At 70.7% G+C, this 14034-nt stretch carries 10 protein-coding genes; 4 read left to right on the top strand and 6 right to left on the bottom strand.

From position 1 onward, the window contains the following. Positions 1–87: 87 nt before the first annotated feature. Complete coding sequence (locus KY469_04675; protein ID MBW3662376.1) at positions 88–1995, bottom strand: 2-oxoacid:acceptor oxidoreductase subunit alpha; 1908 nt, start codon at positions 1993–1995, stop codon at positions 88–90. Between the two features lie 122 nt (positions 1996–2117). Here KY469_04675 and KY469_04670 point away from each other — a divergent pair, with 122 nt between their 5' ends. Further along, positions 2118–3065, top strand: coding sequence for a 3-phosphoglycerate dehydrogenase (locus tag KY469_04670; GenBank protein MBW3662375.1), 948 nt, complete (start codon positions 2118–2120; stop codon positions 3063–3065). Between the two features lie 6 nt (positions 3066–3071). On the opposite strand, the gene KY469_04665 is transcribed toward KY469_04670, so the two are convergent. Both KY469_04665 and KY469_04660 read right to left on the bottom strand, forming a co-directional pair. Further along, entirely contained in the window at positions 3072–3812 is a 741-nt protein-coding gene (locus tag KY469_04665; protein MBW3662374.1) for a sirohydrochlorin chelatase, read from the bottom strand. A gap of 6 nt (positions 3813–3818) precedes the next feature. Then, positions 3819–4919: a peptidoglycan DD-metalloendopeptidase family protein gene (locus KY469_04660; protein MBW3662373.1), complete on the bottom strand. Its 1101-nt coding sequence runs from the start codon at positions 4917–4919 to the stop codon at positions 3819–3821. A gap of 93 nt (positions 4920–5012) precedes the next feature. Between KY469_04660 and KY469_04655 the strand changes: the two genes are divergently transcribed. Next, a complete protein-coding gene (locus KY469_04655) occupies positions 5013–5399 on the top strand; it encodes a CBS domain-containing protein (GenBank protein ID MBW3662372.1) in 387 nt (128 codons plus the stop codon). Positions 5400–5424: 25 nt separating this feature from the next. On the opposite strand, the gene KY469_04650 is transcribed toward KY469_04655, so the two are convergent. Then, the gene (locus tag KY469_04650; protein MBW3662371.1) at positions 5425–5721 is read right to left on the bottom strand and encodes a MoaD/ThiS family protein; all 297 of its coding nucleotides are present in this window, start codon (positions 5719–5721) and stop codon (positions 5425–5427) included. An 8-nt stretch (positions 5722–5729) separates the two neighbouring features. Further along, positions 5730–6857 carry an exo-alpha-sialidase gene (locus KY469_04645; GenBank protein MBW3662370.1) on the bottom strand — a complete coding sequence of 376 codons (1128 nt, stop codon included), beginning with the start codon at positions 6855–6857 and terminating at the stop codon, positions 5730–5732. Positions 6858–7190: 333 nt separating this feature from the next. On the opposite strand from KY469_04645, the gene KY469_04640 reads away from it, so the two are divergent. Beyond that, positions 7191–7385, top strand: a complete 195-nt coding sequence (locus KY469_04640; GenBank protein MBW3662369.1) for a hypothetical protein — start codon at positions 7191–7193, stop codon at positions 7383–7385. Between the two features lie 66 nt (positions 7386–7451). Here KY469_04640 and KY469_04635 read toward each other — a convergent pair whose 3' ends face one another. Next, positions 7452–12089 carry a glutamate synthase subunit alpha gene (locus KY469_04635; protein ID MBW3662368.1) on the bottom strand — a complete coding sequence of 1546 codons (4638 nt, stop codon included), beginning with the start codon at positions 12087–12089 and terminating at the stop codon, positions 7452–7454. A 119-nt stretch (positions 12090–12208) separates the two neighbouring features. Between KY469_04635 and KY469_04630 the strand changes: the two genes are divergently transcribed. Then, positions 12209–13993 carry a GMC family oxidoreductase gene (locus tag KY469_04630; protein MBW3662367.1) on the top strand — a complete coding sequence of 595 codons (1785 nt, stop codon included), beginning with the start codon at positions 12209–12211 and terminating at the stop codon, positions 13991–13993. The last annotated feature ends 41 nt before the right edge of the window (positions 13994–14034 follow it).

Raw genomic sequence — 14034 nt, 5'->3', positions numbered from 1 at the left:
GCACCCTCTTCCCTTGTCGTGCTACCGCTTCGCTGCTTGAGCACCCTTGTCGTGCTACCGCTTCGCTGCTTGAGCACCCTTGTCGTGCTACCGCTTCGCTGCTTGAGCACCCAGGTAGCGCAGGATCTCGGCTTCGAGCTCCGCGGCGCGGAACGGCAACCCGGTCACCCGGTTGTAGCCCCGCACGTCCTTGAGGTAACGCGCCCGCAGCAGCAACCGCAACTGCCCCATGTTCAGCTCGGGCAGCAGCACCTTCGGGAACCGCTCGAGCACCTCCCCCAGGTTCAGCGGCATCGGGTTGAGGTGGCGCAGGTGGGCTCGTGCCACCTTGTGGCCGGCCTCACGGACACGCTGGACGGCGGCGCGGATGGGGCCGTAGCTCGAACCCCAACCCAGCACCAGCAGCTCGGCGTCCTCGTCGCCCTCGATCTCGAGCGGCGGGACGTCGGCGGCGATCCCCTCGATCTTGGCCTGCCGCAGCTCGGTCATGCGGTGGTGGTTGGCGGGGTCGTAGCTGATGTTGCCGGTCACGTCCTGCTTCTCGAGGCCGCCGATCCGGTGCGCCAGACCGGGCGTTCCGGGGATGGCCCATGGACGGGCGAGCGTGTCCTCGTCCCGCAGGAAGGGCAGGAACTCGCCATCGGGCCCGTTGGGTTCGGTGGCGAACTCGACCGAGATGTCGGGCAACGCGGTCACGTCAGGCAGCATCCACGGCTCGGCGGAGTTGGCGAGGTAGCCGTCGGAGAGGAGCACGACCGGGGTGCGGTACTTGAGCGCGATGCGCGCTGCCTCGATCGCGGCGAAGAAGCAGTCCGACGGGCTCTGCGCGGCCACGACCGGCAGCGGTGACTCGCCGTTGCGGCCGTACAGCACCTGGAGCAGATCAGCCTGCTCGGTCTTGGTCGGCAGCCCCGTGGAGGGACCACCCCGCTGCACGTTGACCACGACCATGGGCAGCTCGACCACGACACCCAGACCCATCGTCTCGGCCTTGAGTGCGATGCCGGGACCCGACGAGGCCGTGACCGCCAGCGCCCCACCGAACGCCGCCCCGAGGGTCGAGCCCACCGCGGCGATCTCGTCCTCGGCCTGGAACGTGCGCACGTCGTAGTGCTTGAGCTTGGACAGCTCGTGGAGGATGTCGCTGGCTGGCGTGATCGGGTAGCTGCCGTAGAACAGCGACAGGTTGGATCGCAGACTCGCCGCGACCAAGCCGTACGCCAACGCCTGGTTGCCGGTGATGTTGCGGTAGCGCCCCGGCGGGAGCGTGGCCGGCCCCACGCTGTAGCGGTGGGTGAACACCTCGGCGGTCTCGCCGTAGTGGTAACCGGTCTTGAGCGCGGTCACGTTGGCCTGGGCGACCGAGGCGTTGGCCGCGAACTTCTTCTCGAGCCACGCGACGGTCAGGTCGATGTCGCGGGAGAACATCCAGGAGACGAGCCCGAGCGCGAACATGTTCTTGGCGCGCTGTGCCTCCTTGTTGGTCAACGCGCCCTGCTCTATGAAGTCCTCCAGCGCACGCGTCGTCAGGTCGGTGATCGCGACGATGTGCACGTGGTAACCGTCGAGCGTTCCGTCCTCGAGGGGGTCGGTGTCGTAGCCGGCCTTCTTGAGGTTGCCGGCCGAGAACCCATCCTTGTTCACGATGATGGTGGCGCCCCGGTCGAGGTCACCGAGGTTCTTCTGCAGCGCGGCCGGGTTCATCGCGACCAGCACATCGGGACGGTCGCCCGGCGTGTGGATGTCGTGGTCGCTGAAGTGCAGCTGGAACGACGACACGCCCGCGAGGGTGCCGGCGGGAGCGCGGATCTCGGCCGGGAAGTCGGGCAGCGTCGCCAGGTCGTTGCCAGCAGCGGCGCTCTCGGCGGTGAACCGGTCGCCGGTGAGCTGCATGCCGTCACCGGAATCGCCGGCGAACCGCACGACGACCGACGACAACACCTCGGTGGACTTCGGGGCGTCGTCGGTCGAGGTCGATGTCGGGCGTGGGACCATGGGTTGCGTCCGCCTCTCGCGCGTCGTCGGCCGCGTTCCCCCGCGGCGTCGTTGCGCCGGTAGCGTGCCACCCACGGAGCGCGGTTGCGAACCGCTGACCCGTCAGACCGGGAGGTTCGGCCTTGGAGCGGATCGCGGTGCTGGCACCGCTGCCCGCCGCGGCGCTCGAGTCAACCTTCCCCAGCGCCGACGTCATCGCGGTCGCCGATGGCGTCGACCCCGTCGAAGCCGCGCGCGGCGCACGCATCTGTCTCGCTGATTGGACCGGGACGCACCGGATCGAGGGCGAGATCGTGGACGCCCTGACCGGAACGTGCGACCTCGTGCAGGTACCCGCTGCTGGCGTGGACAGCGTCGACGTCGCGGCGTGTGCCGACGCGGGGATCCCGGTCGCTGCCTGCGGCGGCCTGAACGCGACGGCGGTAGCCGAGTGGTGCGTGTACGGAGCCATCGCCGCCCTGCGGGACCTCACCGCCGGCGACCGTGCTCTGCGCGAGGGACGCTTCGAGCAGCTCGGGCACGTCCGCTACGAGCTGGCGGGTAAGACCGTGGGCATCGTCGGGATGGGCGACATCGGACGGGCCGCGGTGCCGCGCTTCCGCGCGTTCGAGACCGACGTGACGTACTGGTCCCGCCACCGACGCCCCGAGGAACTCGAGGCAGAGCTGGGCATGCGCTACCTGGCCCTGGACGAGCTCATCGCCGGTGCCGACGTCCTCGTCCTCGTCATCGCGCTCACGCCCGACACCCGCAGCCTGCTGGACGGCGACCGGCTGGCGTCGATGAAGCCGTCCGCCGTGGTGGTCAACGCCGCGCGGGGTGGCATCGTCGACGAGCAGGCCCTGACGCGCGCGCTCTACGACAAGCACCTCCACGGCGCGGCCGTCGACGTCTACTCCGTCGAGCCCCCGCCCGAGGATCACCCGCTCCTCGACGCGCCCCGCACCACGTTCACGCCCCACGTGGCTGGGGCCACGGCCGAGTCGGTGGGACGCATCCTCGACCGCTGCTTCAGCAACGTCCGCGCCGTCCTCGATGGTGGCGAGCCAGTGGGACTCGTCGAGGCGTGACGGACGTCAGGCCGCGTCGTGGTAGCGATCCGAGAGCACGTCCGCGACCACCGGGTCAGGTCCGAGCCGTCCCGCGTCCACCAGCGCCACGCCGTGTGGATCCAGCGCCGCTGCTGCGGCCCGACGCGATGCCTCCACCAGCTGGCCGGCCAGGAGGCTCCAGGAGAACAACGCGACGCGGGGGACACCGGCTGCCGCGAGTGCCGCGGCCGCGTCCGGGACCGTGGGGTCGGCGGACGAGGCGAAGGCGTGCTGCACGTGCGCGTGACCGGTGCGTTCGGCGATCATCCGTGCCGCCGTCGCGGCGCTCGCCTGTGCGTCGGGGTCGCTGGACCCTGACGACACGACGAGCAGCGCGTCGGCCGGATCCGCGACCGACTCGATCCGTCCGACCGCGAGACGGATGAGCCGAGCGTCGAGCCCGAGGTGGCGCGCGAGGCTGATCCTCGCGCGCGGATCGACGCCACGCAGGGCCTCGGCGAGCGACGGCAGATCGACCCGGGCGTGGAACGCCTCGAACAGCAGCAACGGCGCGAGCACGATCCGCGCGATGCCGTCCGCGATCAGCTGACGACCGACGTCCAGCGCCGCCGGATCGACGAGGTCGAGCCAGCCGGCGGCGACGGTCGCTTCGACCCGGGAGCGCAGGTGCCCTACGAGCGTCTCCATCTCGGGGACGACGTCGGGCACGCGGCTGCCGTGGCCGACGACCAGCAGTGCGCGGGAAGAGCGGGCGGGTGAGGGCACGTCACGTCAGCCGCAGAGCCGCTTGACCAGCGGGTACGGGTTGACGGCGCCACCACCACCGGGGTGGTGTTCGAAGTGCAGGTGGGGGGTACCTCGCGCGTTGCCGGTGTCGCCGTTGTACCCGATGACCTGACCAGCGGAGACCCGCGCCCCGTCGCCCACGGCGTAGCCGTCGAGGTGGATGTAGTAGTAGCTGTCGCCGTCGACGCCGTGCAGGATGATCCAGTTGCCGGCGAGGCCGCTGTAGCTGCGGATGTCGGCGGTGCCGCCGACGATGGCGAGAACGGGCGTGCCACGGGGCGCGAGCATGTCCACGCCCTTGTGGCCGCGGCCCCCGGAGCGGGGCGCGCCCCATGTGTCGGTGAACGAGTGCGGTCGTGCCAGCGGACACGCGTAGCCACCGTTCGCCCGGACCGCGGCTTCGGCCTCAGCAGCGCGACGACGCGCCTCCTCCTCAGCACGACGCTGTGCCTCGGCGATCTCGGCTGCGCGCTGCGACTCGAGCCGTGACTCCAAGGCCTGCGCGGCCTCGAGGTCGGCGTTGAGCCGCTCGAGGGCGGCGGCCTGCTCGTCGCGGAGCCCCAGGAGTTCTGCGGAGCGCTGCTCGACCTGAGCCTGGACCGCGGCGAGCTGGGTGCGGTCGGATCGCGCGACCTCCGACACGACCTCGTCGCCGGAGATCAGATGGCGGATCATGGCCGCGCCCTCGAGCGCGGCCGTCGGCTCCTCGCCGGCCAGGAACAGCACGACCGGGTCGTTGGCCTGGCCGCGCTTGTACAGGTCCCGGACCCGATCGGCGATGCGCTCGCCCGCGACCGCGATCTGCTGCTCCAACCGCTCCTGCTCGGCTCGGAGGGCGCTGATCTCGTCCTCGACGACGGCCGTCTGGGCCTCGAGTTCCGCGAGACGCACGGCGGCCTCATCGAGCCGCTGCTGGACCGCGTGGCGTTCGGCTCGGGCGCGATCGAGTTCGGCTTGGGTGTCGGCGCTGAACGCCCCGGCGGGTACGAGGGCAGCGCTGAGGGCCAGCGCGGCGAGCACCACGACGCTTCGGGTGTGGTGAGCGCCGAACCGGCCGGTCGAGCCCCTGCGCTGGCGCTGCCGCAACGTGCACACGCTCCGCGTCGGCGTTCGGTGAACGCACAGCAGGCTACCGGAGCCCACTGCTACCGTGCCTGCACCCGACGGAGAGGCTGCCCGTTGCCGAAGCTCGGTGAGCTCCTCGACGGTGATGCCGCCACGGTCGAGCGCCACGAACCGCTCGCTCGCGCCGCAAAGCGGATGTACGAGAACCACATCGGCTCGGTGTGCGTGCTCGACGAAGCCGACCGACTCACCGGCATCTTCACCGAGCGCGACCTGCTCCGCGCGTGCGCGGCGGGTGTGGATACCCACGCCTCCACCGTCGGCAACTGGATGACGGAGGAGCCGATCACCGCCAACGCGGACGACGAGGCGGCTGCCGCGCTGCAGGTCATGATCGACCGCGGGTTCCGTCACCTGCCCGTGATCGGCGAGGGGGGCCTGCTGGGTGTCGTCTCGATGCGGCGGCTCTCGGCCGAACTGCAGCGCGAGCGCATGGGTTGAAGGGCCCGCTCCACCCCGACCTCGCCTACCCGCCGGCCATCGCTCCGATGATCGTGAACGGCTCCTCGCCCGCCGCGACCGCAGCGGGCAGCGGGGCGTCGGGCTCCTCGTGCGACAGGTCCTGCTGGCCGGCGTAGAAGCGCACGAACGCGCGCCGCCGCTGCGTGCCGTGCTCCCGCACGGTGCCGCGCAGGACCGGGTAGGTCGCCTCGAGCGCGTCGAGCAGCGCCTGCTGGGTCACCGGAGCTGCGACCTCGAGGTGGACCTCGTCGGTGATCTTGGCGAGGTTGCGCAGGTGCGCCGGCAGCCGCACGACGACCACGGCCCCGCTCACCCTGCGGCGGGATCGAGGGTCTGCACCTCGACCGACAGGATGCGTGGGAGCCCGCGCACGATCGGGGTCCAACGGTCGCCGGCATCGGCCGACGCCCACACGTCGCCTCCCGTCGTCCCGAAGTAGACGCCGCAGGGATCCAGGCGGTCGACCGCGAGGCAGTCGCGGAGCACGTTGAGGTAGCAGTTGCTCTGGGGCAGTCCGTCCGTGAGCGGCTCCCACTCGTCGCCGCCGGTGCGGCTGCGGAAGACGCGGAGGGCCCCGTCCGGCGGGTAGTGCTCGGAGTCGCTGGTGATCGGGACGACGTAGACCGTGTCGGGCTCGTGCGCGTGCACGTCGATGGCGAAGCCGAAGTCCGTGGGTAGGTCGCCGCTGATCTCGCGCCAGGACCCGCCGAAGTCGTCGCTGCGCATCACATCCCAGTGCTTCTGCATGAACAGCACCTCGGGGCGGTCCGGGTGCAGCGCGACCTTGTGGACGCAGTGGCCGACATCGTCCTCCGGATCGGGGATCTCGTCCGATGACAGCCCGGTGTTGGCGGCGTGCCACGTCTGCCCACCGTCATCCGTACGGAAGCATCCCGCGGCGGAGATCGCGACGAGCATCCGGTCCGGATCGGTCGGGTGCTGCACGATGGTGTGCAGACACAGGCCACCCGCCCCGGGCTGCCACTTCGATCCGGTGCCGTGCTCGCGCAGGCCGGACAGTTCGGTCCACGTCCCGCCGCCATCGCTGGATCGGAACAGCGCGGCATCTTCGACGCCCGCGAACACCGTGTCAGGATCGGTGAGCGAGGGTTCGAGGTGCCACACCCGGGCGAACTCCCACGGGTGAGGCGTCCCGTCGTACCACTGGTGGGTGCCGGGCACGGTGGCGTAGGAGAAGTCGTTGCCGACCGCCTCCCAGACCGCACCTCCGTCGTCGGATCGCTGGATGACCTGGCCGAACCACGAGGTCGCCTGCGCGGCGTAGATGCGGCCGGCATCCACCGGCGAGCCCTTGAGGTGGTACAGCTCCCAGCCACCGAAGTGGGGCCCGTCCACCTGCCACCGATCACGGGTGCCGTCCGCGGTCAGGACGAACGCACCCTTGGCCGTGCCCACCAGCACCCGTACCGAACTCACACGCAGCCTCCCGCGGTCTCGTCGGAGCCTACTCACCGTGCGATACGCGCCCGATATCGTCGGCGCGCTTCACAGACGCCGGAGCCTTGCGTACGGTGCTGGGACGCACCGGTACCACCGATCCACGCAGGGAGGTGACGACATGGCGAAGACGATGACCGCGACGCTCGGCTGGGCGACGTACCTCGTCGCGCCGTGCGCCGTCTCGCTGCCACCGGATCGGTAGGTCTGCACCGCATCGTTACCGAGACGGCGGCGTCCCCGCCGTCTCTCTCGTTTCTCCAGGGGAACGGCGGGAATCGCACCACCCCAACCATCCCAGGAGGAACCACGATGGGCCCCAACCTCTTCGATGAGCTCGCGCTCATGCGCGAGCGTGAGATGCGCCAGGCGTCGGCACGTGCGCAGCACGAAGCGGTCGCACGGGCGGCTCACCGCAGCCGTTCGAGCCGTCTCGCCCGCCGCGCCCGCGTCGCCGCAGGCCAGCGGCTTGTCCGCTTCGGTGAACGCCTCGCCGGCGCCCCGTGACGGGGCGCCGGCGGTGGCAGTTCAACGGCACGATCACGCAGCTGACCGGCCAGGCTGTGCCCCGCGTCAGTCGGCCTTGGTCGTGGCGCCACCCACGGCGGAGACGCGCTCCATCTCGGACTTGGGGGCGATGCGCCAGAAGTAGTCGCTGGAGAGGTCCCAGGTGTCGAGGACGTGCTGGCCACGCCCCGACCCCGTGAGGGTCGTGTGGCGTTGGATCAGCTCGCGCAGGTCCTCGAGCTGGTAGCCGTCGGGGCGGTGGGCCTCGACGAGCTGTCGGTTGACGCGTGCGAGCACCTCGGAGCTGGGATCGTAGACGTAGCACTCGCCGCCGGACATGCCGGCCCCGAGGTTGTTGCCGGTGCGGCCGATGATCGCCACGGTTCCGCCCGTCATGTACTCGCACGCATGGTCGCCGGTCCCCTCGACGACGGCTGTGGCACCGGAGTTGCGCACCGCGAAGCGCTCGCCCGCCCGCCCCGCGACGAACAGCTCGCCGCCGGTCGCCCCGTACAGCACCGTGTTGCCGATCAGGACGGGGTCGCCGGCGTCGTCGTCGCGCGGTCGGATGACGATCAGCCCACCACCGAGACCCTTGCCGACGTAGTCGTTGGCCTCGCCCGTGAGCACGAGTTCGACCCCGTCGGACAGGAACGCCCCGAACGACTGACCGGCCTCCCCGGTGAAGCGCAGCCGGGCGGTCCCCGCGGGTGGCTTCTGGCCGAACTCGAGGCCCACCGCCCCGCCCACCTGCGCCCCGACGGTGCGGTCGGCGTTACGGATGTCGTAGACGTACTCGACGATCCCACCGAGGAAGATGGTCTCGAGCGCATCCTCGAACACCTGTTGCCCGAGCGCGCTGCGCGGACGCTGCCGAGGGACGTGGGCCTCGAACGACCTCGCGCCCTCCCCCACATCGGCGAGCAGCGGGGTGACGTCGAGCCGCGCCGCGTAGCGGTCGAGTCGCTCGTCCTCGGTGATCGCGCGGGGACGCAGCAGGTCGACGCGACCGATCGCCTCGGCCATCGACGGCAGCCCGAGCTGGGCGAGTCCGCGGCGCACCTCCTCCGCGACGAACAGCAGGTACGCCGCGACCTGCTCGGGGCGTCCCTCGAACTTGTCGCGCAGCTCACGCCGCTGCGTCGCGACGCCCACCGGACAGGTATCACGGTGGCAGGCGCGGGCGAGGATGCAACCCTCCGCGATCAGGGCGGCGGTCCCGAACGAGTACTCGTCCGCACCGAGCAGTGCCGCGACGAGCACGTCGCGGCCAGTCTTGAACCCACCGTCCACGCGTAGCTTGATGCGGCCACGCAGATCGTTGTGGCGCAGCGTCTGCTGGGTCTCGGCGAGGCCGATCTCCCACGGCATGCCGGCGTGCTGGATCGAGGACAGCGGCGACGCGCCGGTACCTCCGTCGTAGCCCGAGATGTGGACGGAGTCCGCCAGGGCCTTCACGCACCCGGCCGCGATCTGCCCGACCCCCGACTCGGCCACGAGCTTGACGTTGACCTGCGCGTCGGGGTTGACCTGCTTGAGGTCGTAGATGAGCTGGGCGAGATCCTCGATGGAGTAGATGTCGTGGTGCGGGGGTGGACTGATCAAGGTCACGCCGGGGGTCGTGTGGCGCAGTCGCGCGATCTCCTCGCTGACTTTGTGTCCCGGGAGCTGTCCCCCCTCGCCTGGCTTGGAGCCCTGCGCCATCTTGATCTGCAGCTCCTCGGCGAAGGCGAGGTACTCGGGCGTCACGCCGAAGCGCCCCGACGCGACTTGCTTGATGCGGCAGTCGGTGTCGTGCACGTCCCCGCGTGTCCGGAAGCGTTCGGGGGCCTCGCCGCCCTCGCCGCTGTTGGCCTTGCCACCGATCAGGTTGAACGCCGCCGCGACCGTCTCGTGTGCCTCTGCGCTGAGCGCCCCGTGTGACATCGCCCCGCCGGAGAACCGCCGTGCGATCGACAGGGCGTCCTCGACCTCCTCGAGCGGGATGGGCTCGACGTCGGCGAACGCCATGAGGTCGCGAGGCGCCAGGTAGGGTCGGTCGTTGACGAGCTGCGAGAACCTCGCGTACAGATCGAAGCGGCCCTCGGCCGTCGCACGGTTGAGGACGTGGGCGGCGCGCTCGTCGGCGGCGAACAGGTCGAGGTCGTCCGCCTCCACCCGGAACGGATCGGTCTTGGGCTTGCGACCCAACCCGAGCACATCGTGCAGCGCCCCCACGACGTCCTGGTTCATGGCGTGGTACTCGCCACCTTTCTTGGACTTGATGACGCCGGGACTGGGCAGGTCGCGATCGTCGTCCTCATCGTCGGTGGCGAACGCGAGCGCGTGCTGCTCGCGCAGCTCCTCCTCGAGATCGTCGAGGGTCACACCGCCCAGGACGCTCGGCGTGCCGGCGAAGCACTGCTCGATCACGTCCGGTCCGAGCCCGACCGCCTCGAAGATCTGCGCGGCGCGGTAGCTGTCGAGCGTCGAGATGCCCATCTTGGACATGATCTTGAGCACGCCGTCCTCGATGGCGGTGCGGTAGCGCTCCTGCGCCTCCGACGCGGAGGGGTTGTCGCCCCCGATGCGCCCCGCGTCGGCGAGCTCCGCGATGGTCTGCATGACCAGCCGCGGAACGATGGCATCGGCGCCGAAGCCGAGGAGCGCGGCCATGTCGTGCGTCTCGCGGGCTTCGTCGGTCTCGGCGACGAGGCTGGTCCGGGTGCGCAAGCCCTCGCGCAGGAGCCTGTGGTGCACGGCCCCGATCGCGAGCAGGATCGGGATGCGGCAGCGCTCGCCGTCGGCGCCACCGTCGCTGACCACGACGATTCCAGCACCCTCACGGACGAACCCGACCGCCTCGTCACCGATGCGCTCCAGCGCTTCCGCGAGGCCGCCGTCCTCGAGCGCGAACGTGGCGTCGACCGCCTGGACCGGGAACGGCAGATCGGGATCGATGACGATGCGGCGCAGCCCGTGGGGGTAGAGCACGAACGACTCGAGCTCGACGAGGTGGGCGGCCTCGGGACGCTCGGTCAGGATCGGGACGCGCGGCCCGAGGAGCGTCCGCAGGCTCATCACCTCGTGCTCGCGCAGGTGGTCGATGGGCGGGTTGGTCACCTGGGCGAAACGCTGCTTGAGGTAGTGGCTCACCGGCCGGCGCCAATGGGCGACCGCCGGCATGGGTGTGTCGTCACCCATCGAGGAGGTGGTCTCCTTGCCCTGCGTCGCCATCGGACGCAGGATCGAGATCACCTCCTCCTTGGTGAAGCCGTACGCGAGCTGGCGGGTGGTCACGTCGTCGGGCGCCATCTCCACCGGCTGGCCGGCCCTGGCCTTGACGAGGTGCGCCCGGAGCCAGTCGCCGTAGGGCTGGCGCTGGCTCAGGTTGATCTTGATCTCGGCGTCCTCCTGCAGCCCTCCCGCGTCCGGATCGATGCACAGCATCTGGCCCGGGCCGAGCCGCTCGCGTCGCACCTGGCCGTGGTAGCGAGGGTCATCCTCCGGGAAGCTGGTCCGGACGGCTCCGACCTCGGACGCCGCTACGACGATGCCGTCCTCGCACACGTGGTAGCGCAGGGGACGCAGGCCGTTGCGGTCGAGCGCGGCGCCGACGCGACGGCCGTCGGTGAAGACCAAGCCCGCGGGTCCGTCCCACGGTTCGACCAGGCACGAGTGGTAGCGGTGGAAATCGCGGACGCTGGGGTCGATGTCACGCTGTCCCTCCCACACGGCGGGGACCAGCATGGACAGCCCGTGGCGGATGTCGCGCCCGCCGCGCACCAGCAGCTCGAGGGCGTTGTCGAGCATCGCCGAGTCGGACTGGTCCTCGTCGACCACGGGGGTCACGAGCTCCAGGTCGATCCAGTCAGCACCGAGGTCACCCTCCCGAGCGCGCATCAGGTTGGCGTTGCCCTGGATGGTGTTGATCTCCCCGTTGTGGCACAGCGTGCGGAACGGCTGCGCCCGCTCCCAGGTCGGGGCGGTGTTGGTCGAGAACCGCGAGTGGAAGATCGCGAAGCCAGAGGTGAAGCGCTCGTTTCGGAGGTCGGCGTAGAACGCTCCGAGCTGGTCGGAGGCGCACATCGCCTTGTAGGTCACGGTGAGGAACGACCACGACGCGGTGTAGAACCGCACACCAGCGGTCGCCTTGATGGCTCGGCGCCGCGCACGGTAGGCGGCGCGTTCGGCGGCGTCGTCGCTCCACCCGTCGGGCCGCTCGATCACGGCCTGCACGACACCGGGCCGCGCGGCCTCGGCGATCTCGCCGATCGCGTCGGGATCGAAGGGCACGTCGCGCCAGCCGATGACGCGGATGTCCTCCGCCTCGCACGCCTGTTCCACCGCGGAGCGTGCGGTCGCCCGCGCCGTCTCGCCGTCCGCGTCGTCACGGGCATCGACGAAGAGGAACGCCAGTCCGAGGCACTGCGGATCGGTGCCCCGTCCGCCGAGTTCGCGGGCCCACGCAGCCACGAGCGCGCGCGGGATCTGCGTGATCAGTCCGGCACCGTCCCCGGACCGCGCATCGGCAGCCACGGCGCCCCGATGCTTCACGCCCCGCAGGCCCTCGAGGCCCATCTCGACGAGCTCGCGGCGAGGGCGACCGTCGACATGCGCCACGAACCCGATGCCGCAGGCGTCCTTCGGCGCCCCGCGGGCGACGAGGCTCACGGGACCGACGAGGCGTGCCTCGGACGGGCGCAGGGTGGAACGACGTGGCATGGCAGCCTCCGGGAGGTCAAGGGTGGAGGGCACGCCGTCGTCGCGAACGACCGATCGGGTAGGACCATCGGGAAACGACGAACGGCGCCCCGCGTGCGGAGCGCCGTTGCTCGTGAGACATGCTACCCGGCCGCCAGCGTCGTCCCCAAGGCTCGGCGACGTACCCTGCCGCGCCCCCCACGGAGGTCACCGTGTCCGAGCACGATCCGACCCGCGAGCGCGACCACGGTTACGACGTCATCGTCGTCGGAAGCGGGTTCGGGGGCAGCGTCAGCGCGTTACGCCTGACCGAGAAGGGCTACCGCGTCGGGGTCATGGAAGCCGGCCGCCGCTTCGACGCCGACACGCTGCCGACGACGTCGTGGGACGTGCGCAACTTCCTCTGGGCGCCGAAGTTGGGTCTGAAGGGGATCCAGCGTGTGTCGCTGCTCAAGGATGTGATGGTCGTCAGCGGCGCCGGCGTCGGCGGCGGGTCGCTCGTGTACGCCAACACCCTTTACGAACCGCTCCAACCGTTCTACGACGACCCCCAGTGGGCCCACATCACGGACTGGCGCAGCGAACTGGCGCCCCACTACGACCAGGCCAAGCGCATGCTCGGCGTCACCGAGACACCGTTCGAGACCGAGGCCGACCGCGTCATCAAGGACGTCGCGGACGAGATGGGGTTCGGCGAGACCTACCATCCGACCCCTGTGGGGGTGTACTTCGGCGTTCCCGGTCAACGGGTGCCCGACCCCTACTTCGGCGGGGAGGGTCCCGACCGTGTGGGCTGCATCCGGTGTGGCGAGTGCATGACCGGCTGCCGCCACGGGGCCAAGAACGACCTCACGGCGAACTACCTCTACCTCGCGGAGAAGCTCGGGGCGGTCGTCCACCCCGAGCACGAGGTCCGCGACGTACGGCCGCGCGCCGAGGGCGGGTACCTCGTGGTCACCCAGCCACCGGGGGCGTCGGGACGCAGAGGTCGGCGTGAGTGGTACGCGGAGCAGGTCGTGCTGGCTGCCTCGGCGCTCGGCACCCAGAAGCTGCTGCACCGCCTGAAGGCGGAGGGCTCGTTGCCCGCGATCTCTGACCGGCTCGGGGCGCTGTCGCGCACGAACTCCGAGGCCATCCTCGGGGCGCAGGCCCGGACCGCCAAGACCGACTACTCGCGCGGCATCGCGATCACGTCGTCGGTCCACCCCGACGAGAACACCCACATCGAACCGGTCCGATACGGCCGCGGCAGCAACGTGATGGGCATGCTCGCGACGCTGATGGTCGACGGTGGGGGCAACGTGCCCCGGTTCCTGCGCTTCCTCCTCGAGATCCTGCGCCACCCGATCGTCTTCCTGCGGTCGCTGTCGGTGCGGAGGTGGTCGGAGCGCACGATCATCGTGCTCGTGATGCAGAGCCTGGACAACTCGCTCCAGGTGTTCCGCAAGCGTGGGCTGTTCGGTTGGAAGCTGTCCACGCGGCAGGGCCACGGCGCCCCGAACCCCCGCTGGATACCGGTCGGCAACGAGTTCACCCGCAGGGTCGCCGACCGCATCGACGGCTACCCGGGCGGGTCGTGGGCCGAGGCGGTGCTCAACGTGCCTACGACCGCGCACTTCATCGGCGGAGCGCCCATCGGGGACTCGCCCGCGTCAGGTGTGATCGATCCCTACCACCGCGTGTACGGCTGCCCCGGGCTGCACATCTGCGACGGAGCCGCCATCACGGCGAACCTCGGCGTCAACCCGTCGCTGACGATCACGGCGATGACCGAGCGGGCCATGGCGCTGTGGCCCAACCGCGGCGAGGAGGATCCCCGGCCGCCGCTGGGTCAGCCCTACCGGCGGGTCGCGCCGGTGCCGCCCCGCCAGCCTTCCGTCCCCGAGCACGCTCCGGCCGCGCTGCGCCTCCCCCTGGTCAGCTGACCGCGGACTTCCGGCCGAGGTCCTCGGACCCCTACTTCGGT

The organism is Actinomycetota bacterium (assembly GCA_019347575.1).
Lineage (GTDB): Bacteria > Actinomycetota > Nitriliruptoria > Nitriliruptorales > Nitriliruptoraceae > JAHWKY01.
Note: the sequence above shows the minus strand (reverse complement) of the source record. Positions and strands in the feature narration are given on the sequence as shown.